The sequence below is a fragment of the Sporosarcina sp. 6E9 genome (assembly GCF_017921835.1).
GTDB lineage: Bacteria > Bacillota > Bacilli > Bacillales_A > Planococcaceae > Sporosarcina.
In genome coordinates, this window is record NZ_JAGEMN010000001.1 from 426,946 (window position 1) to 445,387 (window position 18,442).

17 protein-coding genes are annotated in these 18,442 nt (G+C 38.4%); 13 read left to right on the plus strand and 4 right to left on the minus strand.

Annotated features, from left to right (window positions below):
• The first annotated feature begins 36 nt into the window (after positions 1-36).
• The 8 genes from J4G36_RS02320 to J4G36_RS02355 all read left to right on the plus strand — a co-directional run bounded on the left by J4G36_RS02320 (position 37) and on the right by J4G36_RS02355 (position 10,715).
• Entirely contained in the window at positions 37-2,001 is a 1,965-nt protein-coding gene (locus J4G36_RS02320) for a TRAP transporter permease (protein ID WP_210468338.1), read from the plus strand.
• A gap of 67 nt (positions 2,002-2,068) precedes the next feature.
• The gene (locus tag J4G36_RS02325; protein ID WP_210468340.1) at positions 2,069-3,451 is read left to right on the plus strand and encodes an aspartate aminotransferase family protein; all 1,383 of its coding nucleotides are present in this window, start codon (positions 2,069-2,071) and stop codon (positions 3,449-3,451) included.
• A gap of 162 nt (positions 3,452-3,613) precedes the next feature.
• Positions 3,614-4,678, plus strand: coding sequence for a dual-specificity RNA methyltransferase RlmN (rlmN, locus tag J4G36_RS02330; protein WP_210468342.1), 1,065 nt, complete (start codon positions 3,614-3,616; stop codon positions 4,676-4,678).
• A 138-nt stretch (positions 4,679-4,816) separates the two neighbouring features.
• Positions 4,817-6,832 (plus strand): penicillin-binding transpeptidase domain-containing protein, encoded by a 2,016-nt coding sequence (locus tag J4G36_RS02335; RefSeq protein ID WP_210468344.1) that lies wholly within the window; start codon positions 4,817-4,819, stop codon positions 6,830-6,832.
• 114 nt (positions 6,833-6,946) lie between these two features.
• Complete coding sequence (locus J4G36_RS02340; RefSeq protein ID WP_210468346.1) at positions 6,947-7,498, plus strand: YusW family protein; 552 nt, start codon at positions 6,947-6,949, stop codon at positions 7,496-7,498.
• A gap of 174 nt (positions 7,499-7,672) precedes the next feature.
• Positions 7,673-8,773, plus strand: coding sequence for a glutamate 5-kinase (gene proB / locus J4G36_RS02345; RefSeq protein ID WP_210468347.1), 1,101 nt, complete (start codon positions 7,673-7,675; stop codon positions 8,771-8,773).
• A gap of 33 nt (positions 8,774-8,806) precedes the next feature.
• The gene (locus J4G36_RS02350) at positions 8,807-10,054 is read left to right on the plus strand and encodes a glutamate-5-semialdehyde dehydrogenase (RefSeq protein WP_210470387.1); all 1,248 of its coding nucleotides are present in this window, start codon (positions 8,807-8,809) and stop codon (positions 10,052-10,054) included.
• Between the two features lie 100 nt (positions 10,055-10,154).
• Entirely contained in the window at positions 10,155-10,715 is a 561-nt protein-coding gene (locus J4G36_RS02355; RefSeq protein WP_210468349.1) for a hypothetical protein, read from the plus strand.
• 92 nt (positions 10,716-10,807) lie between these two features.
• On the opposite strand, the gene J4G36_RS02360 is transcribed toward J4G36_RS02355, so the two are convergent.
• Genes J4G36_RS02360 through J4G36_RS02370 form a run of 3 tightly spaced genes read right to left on the minus strand, consistent with a single transcriptional unit; the run spans position 10,808 to position 13,469 of the window.
• A complete protein-coding gene (locus J4G36_RS02360; RefSeq protein WP_210468351.1) occupies positions 10,808-11,380 on the minus strand; it encodes an SCO family protein in 573 nt (190 codons plus the stop codon).
• Complete coding sequence (locus tag J4G36_RS02365; protein ID WP_210468353.1) at positions 11,367-12,791, minus strand: sensor histidine kinase; 1,425 nt, start codon at positions 12,789-12,791, stop codon at positions 11,367-11,369. Before J4G36_RS02365 ends, J4G36_RS02360 begins: the two co-directional genes overlap by 14 nt.
• 3 nt (positions 12,792-12,794) lie before the next feature.
• Entirely contained in the window at positions 12,795-13,469 is a 675-nt protein-coding gene (locus J4G36_RS02370) for a response regulator transcription factor (protein ID WP_210468355.1), read from the minus strand.
• Positions 13,470-13,618: 149 nt separating this feature from the next.
• Between J4G36_RS02370 and J4G36_RS02375 the strand changes: the two genes are divergently transcribed.
• Entirely contained in the window at positions 13,619-14,362 is a 744-nt protein-coding gene (locus J4G36_RS02375; protein WP_210468357.1) for a FixH family protein, read from the plus strand.
• Between the two features lie 82 nt (positions 14,363-14,444).
• On the opposite strand, the gene J4G36_RS02380 is transcribed toward J4G36_RS02375, so the two are convergent.
• Positions 14,445-14,981 carry a manganese efflux pump MntP gene (locus J4G36_RS02380; protein WP_210468359.1) on the minus strand — a complete coding sequence of 179 codons (537 nt, stop codon included), beginning with the start codon at positions 14,979-14,981 and terminating at the stop codon, positions 14,445-14,447.
• Positions 14,982-15,161: 180 nt separating this feature from the next.
• Here J4G36_RS02380 and J4G36_RS02385 point away from each other — a divergent pair, with 180 nt between their 5' ends.
• Genes J4G36_RS02385 through J4G36_RS02400 form a run of 4 tightly spaced genes read left to right on the plus strand, consistent with a single transcriptional unit; the run spans position 15,162 to position 18,366 of the window.
• Positions 15,162-15,815 (plus strand): class I SAM-dependent DNA methyltransferase, encoded by a 654-nt coding sequence (locus J4G36_RS02385; protein WP_210468360.1) that lies wholly within the window; start codon positions 15,162-15,164, stop codon positions 15,813-15,815.
• A gap of 13 nt (positions 15,816-15,828) precedes the next feature.
• Positions 15,829-16,299 carry an S-ribosylhomocysteine lyase gene (locus tag J4G36_RS02390; RefSeq protein ID WP_210468361.1) on the plus strand — a complete coding sequence of 157 codons (471 nt, stop codon included), beginning with the start codon at positions 15,829-15,831 and terminating at the stop codon, positions 16,297-16,299.
• Positions 16,299-17,231, plus strand: coding sequence for a PLP-dependent cysteine synthase family protein (locus J4G36_RS02395; RefSeq protein WP_210468362.1), 933 nt, complete (start codon positions 16,299-16,301; stop codon positions 17,229-17,231). The genes J4G36_RS02390 and J4G36_RS02395 overlap by 1 nt, the downstream gene beginning before the upstream one ends.
• A 1-nt stretch (position 17,232) precedes the next feature.
• Positions 17,233-18,366, plus strand: a complete 1,134-nt coding sequence (locus J4G36_RS02400; protein WP_246880374.1) for a bifunctional cystathionine gamma-lyase/homocysteine desulfhydrase — start codon at positions 17,233-17,235, stop codon at positions 18,364-18,366.
• Positions 18,367-18,442: the final 76 nt, after the last annotated feature.

Here is an 18,442-nt window from a genome sequence, read left to right on the forward strand (position 1 = left end):
ATCGATCAACATCTGAAATGAGAGGGGATACGCGACATGAAAAATGTTCAAGAAGTCGATGCACAAGCAATCCTTGAAAAGTATGATAAGGAAAATCAATTTCGTACTCAAATTGGAAAATGGGCGTGGGTCGTAACATTTCTCGGCGTCGCGTTGACAATCTTTCATTTATACACTGGATATGCAGGAACACTTCCAACGCAAAAACAAGGTGCGATTCATTTAGGTACGGCATTGGGAATTATCTTTCTCCTATATCCAGCAAAAAAAGCCTGGATGAACACACAGAAAACCGTTCCTTGGTATGATTTAATCCTGGCCTTTAGCGCGATGTATGTAGCGTATCATAAAATAATTTTCTTTGATTCTATTTTACAAAGTAGAATCTCAGGATACAGCATGCCCGATGTCATTATCTCAATCCTAGGTGTTCTTCTCGTTCTTGAAGCAACGAGAAGGACCGTCGGGTTACCGATAGTTATCGTAGCAAGCGTAGCCATTTTATACGCTCTCTATGGAAGGTTGATACCCACACAAATTTTATCGCATCCTGGATTTTCTATTGAACGTCTTGCACCAAATCTTTGGTTCCAAGAAAGTGGTGTTTTTGGGACACCCATTCAAATATCGGCAAAGTTTATTTACCTCTTTTTATTTTTCGGCGTTATTTTAGTTCACACCCCGATTGGTAAATTCTTTAATGATATCGCTTTTGCATTAACCGGTCGTTATACCGGTGGAACAGCTAAAGCTGCGGTTGTTGCGAGTGCACTACAAGGAACTGTTTCCGGAAGTTCAGTCGGCAACACAGTTGCATCTGGATCATTTACAATCCCAATGATGAAAAAAGCTGGTTTCACGCCGGAATTCGCGGGTGCTACCGAAGCTTCTGCATCTACGGGCGGACAAATAATGCCGCCGATGATGGGGGCCGCGGCTTTTATCATGATGGAATATTTAGGTGTTTCCTATGCAACAATTATGCTGGCAGCACTTGTTCCTGCCATCCTTTATTTCACGGGTATATTTATCGGGACTCATTTTGAAGCAAAAAGATTAAAAATCTATGGCATGCCAAAAGATAAATTACCGATATTTAAAGATTTGATGATTAAAAACGGCTTTATGCTTATTCCGTTATTCGTAATCATCGGTACAGTAATGATCGGATATACGCCACAACGTGCGGCATTATTCGGGATTTTGTCAGCATTTCTTGTAGCTTATGTACGGAAAGAGTCACGAATGAATATACGAGAAATTGTAAATGTATTAGAACAAGGTGCGAGAGTAGCCCTTCCAGTAATTGCAGCTGTTGCAACTGCGGGAGTTATTGCAGGGGTTGTAAGTATTACTGGGTTAGGTTCGAAATTTGCAGCTGGAGTTATTGCATTATCTAGCGGACATCTTCTTCTAGCGCTGTTCTTCACGATGATTGCATGTATTGTTCTTGGAATGGGTCTGCCAACGACAGCAAATTATGTAGTAACGGCAACGATTGCAGCCCCCGTGCTTATCAATGAGTTTGCGGTTGTGCCTTTATCTGCGCATATGTTTGTTTTCTATTTTGGAATCGTTGCGGACATCACGCCGCCTGTTTGTTTAGCCGCGTATGCGGGAGCTGGGATAGCGAAAGGTAATCCATTTAAAACTGGGGTTACAGCTGTGAAATTAGCGATTGCGGCATTCATTATCCCGTATGTGTTTATCTACAATCCAATTCTGGTGCTGGTGGATGCGACGCCGCTTAAATTATTGCTAGCAGTATCGACCGCTATTTTAGGAATGATAGGCGTGAGTAGTGCTGTTATTGGCTACTTTGCAAGAAATTCAAGGATATGGGAACGAGTTGTTTTATTTAGCGGGGGTCTTATGTTGATAGTTCCTGAATTGAAAACTAGTGCAATTGGATTCGTTTTACTAGCTGCAATTTGGTTTATCCAATCAAAAAGACCAGATGAAGCTAAAGAGCAATTAGAATCGAGTGCCATTACAGTTTAAACTGAAAAGCTAATCCGTGCTGGGTTAGCTTTTTTTTCTTCGAAAATAATGATAGGAGGTTAATTATATGGATCAAAGCGGAGTGTTATCGGGAAGGGAAGCATATATCGAGAAAACGCCTCAATCACTTGAATTTTCAAAGTCCGCTAAAAAAATTATGCCAGGTGGTGTTACCGCGAATATAAAGTTTTTCGAACCGTATCCGACAATTATGGCAAAAGGATCCGGTGCTTATCTGACCGATATCGACGGTAATGAATATGTAGATTATCTACTTTCCTATGGTGCTTTGATGACTGGCCACGGACATCCGAAAATTTTGAAAGCGATCCAGGAACAAATTACGAATGATGGAACTTTATTGTTCGGTACACCACATCATTTGGAAGTGAAAATGGGGCAGAAAATCCAACAGTTATATCCGGGTATGGAAAAATTACGATACACGAACTCTGGAACTGAAGCTACTTTGCTTTCGATTCGTCTTGCTTATGCATACACTGGTAAATATAAAATAGCAAAATTTGAAGGGCATTATCATGGCGGATTCGATCAAGTATTATTAAGTATTAATCCATCCGTAAATGCAGCGGGACCCGCGAGCAATCCGATAGCAATATCCGAGTCGAAAGGTGTAGATCCTCATCATTTTGAAAATACCATAATTTTGCCTTTTAACGATTTTGAAGCGACTAAGGAAATATTAATGATTGAAAAAGATGAAGTTGCAGCGGTAATTATAGAACCAATTCAAGGCGGTTTCATACCAGCGGAAAAGCGTTTTATGGATGAGTTGCGGAACTTAACAACTGAGTTAGGTATTCTACTAATTTTTGACGAAGTTAAAACGGGTTTCCGCGTTAGTCTAGGAGGGGCCCAGGAACTGTACGAAATTAAACCGGATATCACGACATTGGGAAAAGTGGTTGGTGGCGGTTTTCCATTCGGTATTGTTGGTGGCAAGAAGGAAATCATGGATATTAGCACACCTTCCGCAGCATCGGATGTTTTTGATAATAGTCAGAGTAAAGCCTCAAGCGCTCAAGATGTCTTATTTCATAGCGGAACGTATAATGGCCATCCAACGATACTAGCTGCAGGCATAGCAACCATTGAACTATTGGAAAATGAAATTCAGCATGTTTTTGATATGACAGATAAATTAAAAACAGGAATCAATCAATTATTCTCTACAAAAGGAATTGAATCGCAAACGATTGGTTTGGGATCTATATTCAATTTAGTACTAACAGATAGGAAACAAATTCGAAATTATCGTGATTTACAACAGTCCAATTTTAAATTGCGGAAAGAAATCGATTATCACTTGTTATCACTAGGTGTATACACAAAACCACTTAATCGTTATAGTTTATCGACTGCGCATGGTGAAAAAGAAATTGACCGCACACTAGATGCATATGAAAAGACATTGAATCGATTGTTTTAGATGCTAACGGATTATTTACGGCGTGATTGTAACGGGCCGTGAATAATCCGTTTTATTTATCTGGATACATCTAAAAATGACATTAGGTAAAAAAACTTGTTCCATTTTCAGTAATAAAGTAGTATAATGAATGGATTGTATTTTTTGAAATGAGGCAAAGAAATGAAAAAATCAATTTATGGTTTAACCCCTGAGCAGTTATCCGATTGGTTAATCGCACACGGTCAAAAAAGATTTCGTGCTGAACAAATATGGGACTGGCTCTATAAAAAACGTGTAACTAATTTTAGCGATATGAAAAACATAAATAAAGAATGCATCGAACAATTAGAAGAACAGTTCGTTATACAAACATTGGAACAGACGGTCAAACAGGAGTCTGCCGACGGAACGATTAAGTTTTTATTTAGAATGCAAGATGGTAATTTAATCGAAACGGTTTTGATGAAATTTCCATATGGTTATTCAGTTTGTGTTACAACCCAAGTTGGTTGTAATATCGGGTGCAGTTTTTGTGCGAGTGGGCTGCTTAAAAAGAGCCGCGATTTAGTTGGCGGTGAAATTGTTGAGCAAATTATGAAGGTTCAGCAACACCTTGACGCGAAAGAGTTAAATGAACGTGTCAGTCATATCGTCGTTATGGGCATTGGCGAACCGTTCGATAATTACACGAACTTGATGGATTTCTTGCGCGTTGTTAATGCGCAAAAAGGTCTTGGAATCGGAGCTCGTCATATTACCGTTTCAACAAGTGGACTGGCACATAAAATTAGGGACTTTGCGGATGAAAATCTACAAGTAAATTTGGCTGTTTCATTACATGCACCAAATGATGAGCTTCGTACAAGTATCATGAAAATTAATCGGGCATTCCCGATTGATAAACTTATGGCATCGATTGATTATTACTTGGAAACGACAAATCGTCGCATAACATTCGAATATATTTTATTGAATGATGTTAATGATCATGTTGAAGAAGCGAAACAACTTGCCAGATTGCTTGCGAATAAGCGTCATTTGTCCTATGTGAACTTGATTCCTTATAATCCTGTTGACGAACATGGACAATATAGTCGAAGTACGCCGGAAGCGATTAAATCATTCTATGAAACATTAAAAAATGCAGGAATCAATTGCGGTGTCCGTCACGAGCAAGGAACCGATATCGATGCGGCCTGCGGACAATTAAGAAGTAAACAAATTAAGAAGACAAAAGCTATATAAATCATCGACCGATGCATCAAGTTTAAGCAAAACTTGTTGCATCGTTTTTTTTATTTTAATTATTTTGGAACAATAGTTGTGGGACTAAATCTAATACTTTGTTATCATATAAAGAGAAGGCTAAAGGGGGCAAAGTTTATGAAGAAACGTGTAATTATTTTCCTGACATTCATTTTACTTTTATCGGCATGCACGAAAAAAGAAAAAGAAGTTACGCCGATGGATAGATTAGGCGAGTATGTCGATTTATGGAGTAAAGCTGAATTTACTAAAATGTACGATGAATTTATTGAAGAACGTTCAAAAGAAGCTTTTGGCAGGGAGCAGTTCATTGACCGGACTGAATTACTATATAAGGATTTGGGGATTAAAGACGTCGTCATCGAATTTGATAAGCCAGATGTCGTAGACGAAGATGAAATTTATAATAAAGAAGAAAATTATACGTACCCTGTTCAGATTAAAATGGAAACAATCGCTGGTCCCATTGAATTTGAAAAGGATGTCGTATTAAAAAGTGAAGTGCGTGAAGAAAAAGATAACTGGTACATAGAATGGGATCCATCATTCATATTGCCTGACTTAATGAAACAGGATAAGGTAGGTGTTTCGACAATACATGCAAATCGTGGAGAGATTTTCGATCGAAATGATAAGGCAATCGCAGTAAATGGCTCAGGTATTGAAGTTGGAGTAGTTCCTGGACAATTTGATGTAGATGCGGATACGAAAAAATTAGCAAGTATTCTAGGAACAACACCAGAATTTATCGATAAACAATTGAACCAAAGTTGGGTTAAACCGGATCTATTCGTTCCGATAAAGAATTTAGCTTTCACACAAGAAGCAATTTTCGATGAAGCAAAACAAATAACCGGTGTAGGATCAAAAAAAGCGGACCTTAGAGAGTATCCATATAGTCATGCACTTTCTCATTTAATCGGCTATATTGGTCGGATTAATGCGGATGAATTAGAAAAGCTTGCGGAGGACGGTTATGTGGATACAGACCTTGTCGGTAAGCGCGGATTAGAACAACTGCTCGAGAAACGACTTCGGGGGGAAGACGGTGTTCGAATTTATATTAAAAAAACGGATCATGATGCTGAAATTACAATTGCCGAAAAGTCTGCAGTAGACGGAGAAAATATTAAATTAACTATCGATGCTGATCTACAAAAGGCTACGTTTGAAGCAATGAATCATGAACCGGGAACTGCTACAGTTATTGATCCGAAAACAGGTGAAACGCTCGTTTTAGCAAGTTCACCAGCATTCGACCCCAATGAATTTGCTATCGGGGTTAGTGGTTCGCGCTATAATGAATTGACTGAGAATCCTGATGAGCCTCTCTTAAATAGATTTGCGGCATCGTATGCACCGGGTTCAGCGATTAAACCAGTAACAGCAGCAATTGGTTTAACTGCAGGAACGCTGAACCCTAAGAAAGGTCATACAATAAACGATAATAAATGGCAAAAGGATAGTTCATGGGGAAATTTCAAAGTATCACGATTATATAGCCCTCCAAATCCAGTTGATTTACAAAAAGCGCTCGTTTACTCGGATAATATCTATTTTGCGATGGAAGCATTGGCTTTGGGAAGGGACAAATTTGTTGAAGGGTTCACTAAGTTTGGTTTTGAAGAGGAAATTCCTTTTAGTTATCCACTTCGAAAGTCGCAAATCTCAAATGATGGTAAGATTGCATCAGAAGGACAACTTGCAGATACATCATTTGGACAAGGTCAAATGTTAATGAATATCGTTCATTTGGCTTCAAGTTATGGACCGATTATTAATGATGGAAAAATGGTTAAACCGATATTATTTGAAGATGAACAAAAAGGTCAAGTGTGGAAAGAGGGGCTCATTTCTCCTGAAAATGCGGCAATTCTCCGGAAAGATTTACGGGAAGTCGTCGTTAGCGGTTCTGCGAAAGATGCAAATATCCCAGCGATTAAAATTTCAGGGAAGACAGGAACGGCAGAACTAAAATCATCACAAAGCGAATCAGGGAAAGAAAATGGTTTCTTTGTCGCTTATCCCACAGAGGACATGTCATACATTATAGCAATGATGATTGAAGGTGTAGAAGATCAGGGTGGCAGTAATCATGTTGTAAAAAAAGTTGCCAATGTGATGTCAAAATAAAAAAACATTCAAGTAGCAAATTCCATTGTGATGATGGAGATTTGCTACTTTTTTGAGTTCCATGTGTAAAAGCAGATCAATTCGGGAACAAATAATAAGGAGGAGGTCGATAAAATGAGGAAAATATTTCTTTTTATCGCAGTGTTAGCACTTTCTTTAGTTGTTGTAGCTTGTGGAACGAACAAGAACGATAATAATCAAACACAAGACAAACAAACAGTTGAAGACAATAATAATGATGCAACAAGCGGAACTGAAGGAACAAATGGCACGGACACAAATACTGGAGCAAACACAAATAAACAAACAAATGCAGATAATTCAGAAGGCCTTGCCAAAATGGATGAACTTGATTACTTGGAATTCAATCTGGATATTGAATATGGAACTCAAGATGAATATGACGTAGAACTTGAAAGAAACAAGGATGGCACGATTGAAGCAGAAATTGAGGATTCAATCAACGGGGTCAGGAAAGAAGGAACCGATGCTTTTAATGAGCTTTATCCTTTGGTGAAGAAATTGACAATTGACCAAGAGACGAGCCAGGCAGACGCCATAGAGCAAGTACTAGACGTTTTTAATTTGAAAAATGATTACACTAAATTCGAAGTAGAAATCACGTTTAAAGATGGAACGAAAGTAGAGTTTGAAGATATTAAATAATATTTAACTGCCTATTCCTAATTTCGAGGAATAGGCAGTTTTTTGCATTCGGTTTTTAATTTCCTTGATAATTCTCTTTCTTTTTTTGTGAATGTATAGTAAGATGTTATTTATTCATCAATTAGCATAAATATACATACATTAAATTTAGAAACTATATAGGGGAAATGTCAAATGAGGAAAAAGCGCATTGTTGTAAAAATCGGAAGCAGTTCATTAACGAATGCACGAGGGGAAATTGACCAAGAGAAATTCACTGATCATGTGAATGCGCTCGCTGAGTTACGTAAGGCGGGCCATGAAGTTCTGTTGGTATCGTCGGGGGCGGTGGCGGCTGGTTTTGGTAGATTAGGGTATAGCGCACGACCGATTACACTGAAAGGAAGGCAGGCGGCAGCGGCTGTTGGTCAAAGCTTACTAATCCAATCTTATATCGATAAATTTACAAAGTTTTCAATTGTGCCCGCACAGATTCTACTGACACGAGATGACTTCACAAGTCGCGAACGTTTTAAAAATGCATATGCAACACTTACAGAATTACTTGAGCGCCGAATTTTGCCGATAATTAATGAAAACGATACAGTTTCAGTCAGAGAATTGACATTCGGTGATAATGATATGTTATCAGCCTTAGTTAGTGGGTTCATTCGGGCGGATCAATTAATCATCTTAACTGATGTAAATGGCCTTTATACAGGAAATCCTCATGCAGATCCGACTGCCGAAAAAATTGAATCACTTAATGAAATTACTGATGAAATGTTATCCTTCACAACCGACAAAGGTTCAACAGTTGGAACGGGCGGTATGCAATCCAAATTATTAGCAGCAAAAACTGCACTTTCGGTCGGTGTTCCGGTTTTCATAGGCACTGGCTATGGTAAAAACAAGTTATTGGAAATGATCCAAGGTGCGGGGGATGGAACTTATATTTCAAACCCTGTTCATAATTCAATCAATATAAGTCAGCAATGGATTGCGATGCACTCGGAGGCGACGGGAAAACTCTTTGTTGATAAAGGCGCCGAAGAGGCAATTCTTTATAAAAGTAAAAATTTACTACCAGCTGGAATTTTTCAAGTAAAAGGAAGCTTTTACCCAGGTGATATCGTTGAAGTATTTGGGGTGAATGGATTAATCGGTAAAGGCGAAGTAACGTATTCATCGAATGATTTACTTAAAATTATGGGACAGAAGAGTAAAGAACAGACGAAACGTGTAAATTCTACACCAGTAGAAGTAATCCATCGTGAAAAATGGGTCAGCATATAAAAGGGGGAATTTAAAATGGGTAAGGTAGCAATCATAAGTGAAGTCCATCTAAAAGGTAAAAAAGCAAAAGATGTCAGTTCAGAATTAATCGGAATTTCTACAGAAAGAAAAAATGAGGCCCTCAATTTAATTGCCAATCAATTGATTTTCGATACTGGATTATTACTAACTGAAAACGAAAAGGATTTAGCCCTAGGAAGTGAAAATGGTCTTACAGATGAAGTGTTAGATCGCATCATGCTATCAAAAGATCGTATTAAAGCGATGGCCGACGGGATTAAATTATTGGTGCAATTACAAGATCCAGTCGGGGAAGTCATTGAATCTATCACGAAAGATAATGGATTACTTATAAATAAAAAACGCGTTCCGATTGGCGTTATTGGAATGATTTATGAAGCACGTCCAAATGTGACTGTTGATGCAGCGACATTATCATTGAAAACAGGAAATGCTGTGATTTTAAGAGGAAGTTCTTCGGCTAAATTTTCAAATCAAGCACTTATACAATCCATCCACAAAGCGCTTGGAAAGAGTGTTATCCCAGTGGACGCAGTTCAGTTGATTGAAGATACAAGTCATGAAACTGCGAAAGAACTCTTTCAATTGAATGATTACCTTGATGTGTTAATTCCACGCGGTGGGAAAAAATTAATCGAGACTGTAGTGAAACAATCGACAGTTCCGGTATTGGAAACGGGTGCAGGGAACTGCCATTTGTATATCGATGAATCAGCTGACTTGGATATGGCTATCAGGATTGGGTTGAATGCGAAAGTTCAGCGTCCATCCGTGTGTAATGCTATTGAAACGATTCTCATTCATGAAAAATGGTTTGCAGAACATGGGGAGAAGCTTCTTCATGCACTTGATGAAAATCATGTTAAGATTTTCGGAGATCAAATTGTATCAGATTTGTTTTCATTTGCAGAACAAGTTGCGGAGGAAGATTGGTATACGGAGTACCTGGGGCTGTCAGTTGGTGTGAAAGTAGTTGGAACTGTTAACGAAGCGATTGATCATATTAATCAATACGGAACGGGTCATTCGGAAGCGATTATCACAACTAATAAAAATCATGCTACGCTCTTTTTGACTAAAGTAGATGCAGCTGCGGTGTATCATAATGCATCGACGCGTTTTACGGATGGATTCGAATTTGGCTACGGTGCAGAAATCGGGATTAGTACCCAAAAGTTGCATGCGAGAGGGCCGATGGGGCTTCAGGCGCTTACCTCGAGTAAGTTTGTCATTCAAGGGGACGGACAAATACGCGAATAACTTTCGATAATGAATTCAACTTCTTTACGTTATTTTAACTTTTCATCGTTATTCTGAATAGACTGGAAAATGATCCAGAAACTATTTGGAGGTTATTTAGATGAATATATTAAGAAGTTTTATGTGTTTTCTGGCCGTCATGTTATTGCTAACTGGGTGCATATCGATTCCTACAGGAGATGGCGGAAAGATTAAGCTAGGTAAAGGCGGCGTAGAGATAGAAGGAGAAGACGGCGAAAAATCGACGATAGATATTGACTCCGATGATGGTGGCGTCTCCGTCACAACGGGCCAGGATGGGGATGGGACTGCGGTAACAATAAATATGGGATCGCATGCGGAAATTCCAGATGAATTTCCACAGGATATTTCGTTGCCAGCAAAAGAGTTTTTAGTTATGACAAGCATTTCACCAAAAGATAGGGATGACGAATACGGTCGAAATTCCATTACGTTATCCTATCAAATAGAAGGCGAATTTATAGGGAGTTTGGAAATGTACGATAAGTATTTAGTGGATAATGGATATGAGGTTGAGAAAATGGAGATTGGACCGATGATGCACACAATGATCGGAACAAAAGGGGAGACTTCTTTGTCTATAAGTATCATTTCTGACGAGGCGTCATATTTGCTTCAAATTATATATTTATATGATTAAAAAATGAATTTTGAGTACATGAATTATTCTTTTATTCATGTACTCATTTTTTACTGATATCACTCTTTTGGAGAGTTTTTCGGAGGGCTTCCTCAGTTTTTCATTAATTCTTGAATATCCGTTATCATTTCATCTACATAAGTTGCATCTACAAAGTTATATTCCTTCACAAAATACCCGTCTTTACCGATCAAGTAAAAGTTTGAACTGTGAATGACTTGGGTTGAGGAGGCTGGTTTTTGCACGATGGTTTGAAATTGATCTCTTGCGAAAACTTCTATCTCGGCTTGTGTATATCCAGTCAATAAATTCCAGTTCGAAAGGTCATCGCTGAAGTCTGTCATAAATGATTTTAATTTATCTGGTTTATCAATCGCTGGATCAACTGTAAATGATATGAATTCAACGTTGAAGTCTTTTTCTTTGAATATACGCTGAAGGGATGCCATTTCAGCGGTCATCGGTTGGCAAATTGTTGTGCAGTTCGTGAATATGAAATTAGCAACCCAGATAGTATCATTTAAATCATTCATTCCAAACGCTTGTCCTTCTTGATTGGTAAATGTAAACGGTTCAATTTTGCGTTCTTCTTGATGTTTGGGTGTACAGGCGAGAAGAAGAAGGGAAACACACAGTACTTGAATGATTACATTAAGTTTTCTCATTGAAATCCCCTTCTTTCCACTTTGGCAATTGAATTAAAACGTTGGTCCCTTCAGAAGCGTTACTTTCGATTGTAAAAGTTCCGTTATGCAATCGAACGATTTCTTTCACGATGGAAAGGCCTAATCCAGTGCCTCCAGTTGCACGGTTTCTCGCTTTGTCAGTACGGAAAAAACGTTCTCCTATTCGATTAATATCTTCTTCTGGAATAGGTGTGCCTTGATTTATTACTGAAAATAGAACGTAATTACCATCATCCACCAAGTTGATTTTAATTTTGTTTTTTTCTGTTGAATATTTGACTGCATTATCCAAAACGTTATAGAAGACTTGTTGGATTCTCTGAGGATCGCCCATAATGATTAAATCTTCTCGAATGGTTAAATTGAGTGTCAACTTTTTTTGTTCAATTAGAATCATAAATAGGTCAATCGTGTCTGTTAATAATTGGGCAATCGCGATTGGCTGGGATTCAATTGAATAAAAGTCTTCTTGTAAATGATTTAATTCATTCAAATCATTAATGAGTTTGCTTAACCGTTCCGCTTCTTTTTCAATTGTTACTAGGTAGTTTGCGGCTTCTTCAGGTGATGTGTAAATCTTATGTTTTAATGCCTGCGTATAACCCGTAATATAGGTGAGTGGGGTGCGTAGTTCATGAACAATGTTTGAAGTAAATTCTTTTTTACGTTTCTCTTGTTGTCCGAGAGAATAGCTCATTTTATTAAAAGCTCTCGTTAATTGCCCGACTTCATCATCTGAAGTAAATTCTAGGTATTTCGAGTATTGTCCTTCTGATACTTCTACGGCTTGTTGTTGAAGTTTTTTTAACGGTTTAAATATCGAATTCCAGAAACGATTGACGATTAAAAAGAGGATAAAGAAAAACAATGTACCAGTAACTAAGAGTACTGGAATACTATCCCGAAACACGTCTTGAATCGCCGCAAGCGGGACATATATATAGATAAAACCGAGCAGACTGTCTTCGCCTTTGATCGGAAAAATGGCCCCAATAATTTCACGGTCAAATTCTTCGACGAATCCCTCTTTCAGAACATATTTACCATTTTCTAACGACGCTTGATCTTGTGGGTCAACTAACGTTTCATAATTGATTTTGTATGGGAAGTAAGAAGATAAATCATCTAGTTTATCAACAACAATTATTTCGTATTCTGAAACGATATTATACCATTGAATTTTTTCGATGATTTCATCGCTTAATTCCCCGTAATGATAATGGGACGCTGTTCTTTGTCCTTGATAGATGATAGATTCTTCAATACTAGCCAGATACAAATTGGAATATAAATAATGAATGAAGAAAAAAGAAAATAATATTGTAAATCCAACACTCGATAGTAAAAGAACGAGTATTTTCTTACTGAATGTCAATCTGGAATTTTTCACTACTCACACCTCTAATTTATATCCAACACCCCACACAGTTTCAATCACACTGGCGTAATCACCTAGTTTTAAGCGCAATGTTTTAATGTGCGTATCTACGGTGCGGTCTGTACTTTTATGGTTTTCATCCCAAATAAGTTCCAGAAGTTGTTCTCTGGTGTAGACGCGTCCTCTATTCGTTAAAAACAGTTGCAAAAGCCCAAATTCTTTCAACGTCAACGATAAAGATTTGCCATCGACTGTTGCAGTATGCGCGGATGAATCAATGACAAATGGCCCGACTTTCAGCAAGTTTTGTGAATTGGAATTTTGGTACGTGCGTCTAAGAACAGATTCAACCCGTGCTACTAACTCTGCCGGAAGGAAAGGTTTGACGATATAATCATCTCCACCGAGTTTGAGTCCTTTTACTCTGTCCCATTCATCGCCTTTTGCTGATAAAAAAATAATGGGAATGGATGATTTGCGTTTTACTTCTTCCGCAAATTGAAAACCATCCATATAGGGCATCATCACATCGACGATTAATAAGTCGGGTGAAGTTTTATTTATTTGATCTAAAGCATGGATACCGTCTGTTGCTTCAATGACATGGTATTGTTCAGCTTCTAAAAATGTACGAACGAGTTCCCTCATTTGACTCTCATCATCAATAATCATTATTGTATAACCATTCATGTAAAACACCTCTTTATTTCTATTTTCGGATGCAATTATGAAGTCCATGTGAAATGTAGGGCGACTTCACATAAAGTTCGAAGTAATTATTTATAATTATACTGGATTGAGCAGGATTGCGTTATCAAATAGAACGAGGAGGAATACAGTTGAAAAGAAAAATCGGTTTATTAATACTGATCGTTGTGGTCGGTGCGTTGGCTGCTTGTGGGAATGGTAAGGAAGAGGAAGTGCCTACAGAAGTAAAAGCACCTGAAATGTTAGAAGTCGAACTTACTGTTTCTGAAACAGTAGATATTAACGAAACTGTGGAAATGAAAGCGTATGTCACGCAAGGTGAAGAGGAAATTGAAGACGCTGACGAAGTCGTATTTGAAGTTTGGGAAGAAGGAAAGAAATCTGATAGCGAAATGATTGATTCTGTTAATGAAAAAAGCGGTATTTATACAGCGGAAACTTCATTTGAACATGAAGGATTATTCCACGTGCAAGTGCATGTAACAGCTAATGGGCTTCATACGATGCCGTTGAAAGAAGTTGTTGTAGGAGATGGCGGAAATTATGATGAACAAGCAGAACCTGATCATCATTACCATACTGAAGGATTTTCAATGGAATTTATGACGCCAGATGAAGTAGCTGCGAATAGTGATGAAAAGCTGGTTGTTCAAATCAAGATAGATAATGAACCTTATGAAAGCTTAAAGGTCCGATATGAAATTTGGAGTGATCTATCTGAAAAACACGATTGGGTAGATGCAAAAGAAATTGAAGCCGGCGAATATGTAGCCGACTTTACATTTGAAAAAGCTAGCACTTATCATGTCCAAATTCATGTTGAAGATGATGAAGACTTACATGAACATATTGAGCATGAAATAACAGTTAAGTAATTCAAAGAACTTTTTCGATTATTATTTAATCGAAAAAGTTCTTTTTTAGTTGCCAAGCCTATAGGTAGAAAAAACCTATAAGTCAAATAAATATTTCATAGAACCCAATAAATATTAGTAATGATCCTGCAAAGCTATTTGAGTATTTACCGAATAATGTATTTCCAATTTTATTTCCGATTGTAATGCCTATGGAAATTGAAATTATCGAAAATAATCCAATTGATAATGAGGCATAAAGCGGGGGAATTCCCGTAATTCCAGCGCCGAACCCTATTGTTAAACAATTAAGTCCAAGTAAGCTCCCTAGAAAAATCGACTCTTTCCATCCGATATTTATTACTCTACTAGGTACTTTGTTTTTTGAAGTAATGATAATCCATAAGCCAAGGCAAACAATTAAAAATCCACCCACAAAGTTTGCGGTAGAATTTGAAAGGTAATTGGATAAAAGTTGTCCCGCAGTTATCGAGATAAAAGTACATATGGCGGAAATAATCGCGATTATTATATTTGTTGTAAAAGGAATTCGATTCGCTTTTAACCCATATGATACACTAATTCCTAAATTATCAATATTAGCCGCAATACTGATTAACAAGATGGTTAACCATTCCATCGTTATTTCCTCCCGCAAAAGATAGTAATCATCTATATATATGAGTAAACATATAATGGCGTGCAAGTAATAATTTTAAGCTTCACTTGGCATATTTTTTAAAATGTGGTATAAGTAGTAGTGCAAGCCTAATTCCTACTAAGTCGGTATGAATAGTATGTTTATAAAAGGAGTTTTGAAATGGGACGTGAATTCATTGATATTTTTGATGAATGGATTGATTCGTATGATGCATCTGTAGCGGGGAAGGACCCGGAGTATCGCGATGTGTTTGAAGGCTATGACGAAATATTGGCTGATGTTGCAAATAAATCATCGGGAACAGTTCTTGAGTTTGGAACAGGTACGGGAAACTTAACTGCTAAATTAGTAGATAAAGGTTTGACTGTTATCGGTATCGAACCAAACGATGCAATGCGCCAACTTACTAGTGAACGATTTCCAACGCTGAAAATCATAGACGGTGATTTATTGGATTTTGAAGTGGACGGCTTATTAATCGATACAATCGTTAGCACTTATGTATTCCATCATTTGACGGATGTAGAAAAAGGAGTTGCGCTTAAGAAATATGCCGAGTTGTTGGAGGAAAACGGTAAAGTGATTTTTGCAGATACGATGTTTATAACCGAAGGAGCAAAAAAAGCGCAAATTGCCAAAGAGCGTTCACGAGGTTTTCATAATGTGGCAGATGATTTAGAGCGTGAGTATTACACAACGGTACCCGTGTTGATGGATTTATTTATGAAGGCAGGATTTGATGTCGCTTGCAAGCAAATGAATGATTATGTTTGGATTCTGAACGCGACTAAGAAGTTGAAAAGTAAAAACTAAGGGGAGAAAAACCATGGAAAAATTAAATGTTGAAAGTTTCAATTTAGATCATACAAAAGTAGCTGCGCCATATGTGCGTTTGGCAGGAAAAAAAACAGGGGCATTGGGCGATGAAATCTATAAATACGATCTTAGGTTTACACAACCAAATACTGAGTTCATGAAAATGGATGCGCTCCATTCAATAGAACATATCATGGCTGAAAATATTAGAAATCACACAGATCAAGTTGTAGATCTTAGTCCGATGGGATGTCAAACGGGTTTCTATCTAACGGTCATAAATCATAATAATTACGATGAGATTCTGTCGATTTTAGAAAAAACATTAAAAGATGTGCTAATGGCAAATGAAGTACCGGCGTGCAACGTCGTTCAGTGCGGATGGGCTGCAAATCATAGCTTGGATGGCGCAAAAGAACTGGCGGAGAATATGCTTCTGAAGAAAGATGAATGGCACCAAGTGTACAAAGAGGAGAAGTAATGAATGTTTATAGCAGTGTGCAAGAGCTAATCGGAAATACACCGATTGTTGAGATCAACCATATTCCTGTCCCGAATAATTGCCGGATTTTCGCGAAGCTCGAGTATTTAAATCCAGGTGGTAGTGTGAAAGATCGGTTAGGGATATCTCTCATCGAGGATGCCGAAAGGTCGGGTGCTCTTGGGCCCGGCGGAACGATTATCGAACCGACTGCTGGGAATACAGGAATCGGTTTAGCGCTCGCGGTAATCGGAAAAGGATACTATGTGAAATTTGTTGTGCCAGAAAAGTTTAGTGTGGAAAAACAAACGTTAATGCGTGCACTTGGCGCAGAAATAATCAATACGAAAACTGAATTAGGGATGACAGGTGCAATTGAAAAAGCCCGTGAACTTGTTTCAAAAATACCTGGAGCATATTCGCCTTCACAGTTTTCCAATCCCGCAAACCCCGCGACTTATGTAGCAACAATTGGACCTGAACTATGGAATGATTTGGATGGAAAAATTGATATCTTTGTTGCGGGGGCAGGAACCGGCGGGACTTTCATGGGAACTGCTCAGTATTTAAAAGGGAAAAATTCACTTGTGAAAACAGTTATCGTAGAACCAGAAGGCTCGATAATAAATGGTGGAATAGCAGGGCCCCATGTCACCGAGGGAATTGGTATGGAATTTATCCCCGAGTATATGGAAACTTCCTATTTTGAGGAGATTCATACAGTAAGCGACATAGAAGCATTTACTCAACTAAGAAATCTAGCAAAATACGAAGGACTACTTGTCGGAAGTTCTTCCGGGGCTGCTTTTTGCGCGGCATTACGTGAAGCAGAAGCAGCGAAAGAAGGCAGCCACATTGTCACTATATTTCCGGATTCAAGTGAACGGTATTTAAGTCAAGATATTTATGATTTGTTCAAAGGGAGCGAATAAATTGCGAGCAAAAACGAAGTTAATTCACGGTGGAATTGTGGGGGATGAAACGACAGGTGCTGTTTCAACTCCGATTTATCAGGTGAGCACGTATAAACAACAATCAGTCGGCGTATTTAACGGTTACGAGTATTCACGTACTGGAAATCCAACGCGTCATGCATTGGAAGTATTAATAAGTGATTTAGAAGGCGGCCAAGCCGGGTTTGCTTTTGGATCTGGCATGGCGGCAATCAGTTCGGTCATGATGCTGTTCAGTAAAGGTGATCATATCGTCTTGACGGACGATGTATACGGCGGGACTTACCGTGTCATGACGAAAGTATTGAATCGCTTCGGTATCTCCTCGACATTTGTCGATTCAAGTGATATTGCTGAAGTCGAAGCGGCGATCGAGAAAAACACGAAAGCGATATTTTTAGAGTCGCCAACGAACCCTTTGCTGAAAGTGACAGATATTGAAGCAGTTGCTAAGCTTGGTAAGGAAAAAGGATTGTTAACAATTGTCGACAATACATTTATGACGCCTTATTTCCAACAACCCATTTCGCAAGGAGCAGATATCGTGCTGCATAGTGCAACAAAATATATCGGTGGACATAGCGATGTCGTCGCAGGGCTTGTCGTTGTTGCAACCGATGAACTGGCGGAGGAACTGCATTTCATTCAAAACTCAGTTGGAGCTGTTCTTGGACCGCAAGATTCATGGTTATTAATACGCGGGATAAAAACGCTCGGGCTTCGTATGGAAGAGCATAATGAAAATGCATTAAAGATCGCAAAATTTTTAGTCGCGCATGACGCAATTGGAAAAGTTTATTATCCTGGGCTAGAAGATCATCCAGGTTATAAATTAATGACAATACAAGCGACGGGTTTTGGCGGTATGATATCATTCGATGTTGGTAGCGAAGAAAAAGCGGATGAACTGCTAGCAAAATTACGTTACTTCACACTTGCTGAAAGTTTAGGTGCCGTAGAAAGCTTAATTTCAATCCCGGCAAGAATGACACACGCATCGATTCCACGTGATCGCAGACTGGAATTAGGAATTACAGACGGATTGGTTCGTATTTCTGTGGGTATTGAGGATGTTGAGGATTTACTGGAGGACTTGGAACAATCATTGGCATAACAATAAGGTTGATAAAAAGATTGGTTAAGTAGAGAATGCCTCGGCCAATCTTTTTATTTATGTAATCGCCGGTTTA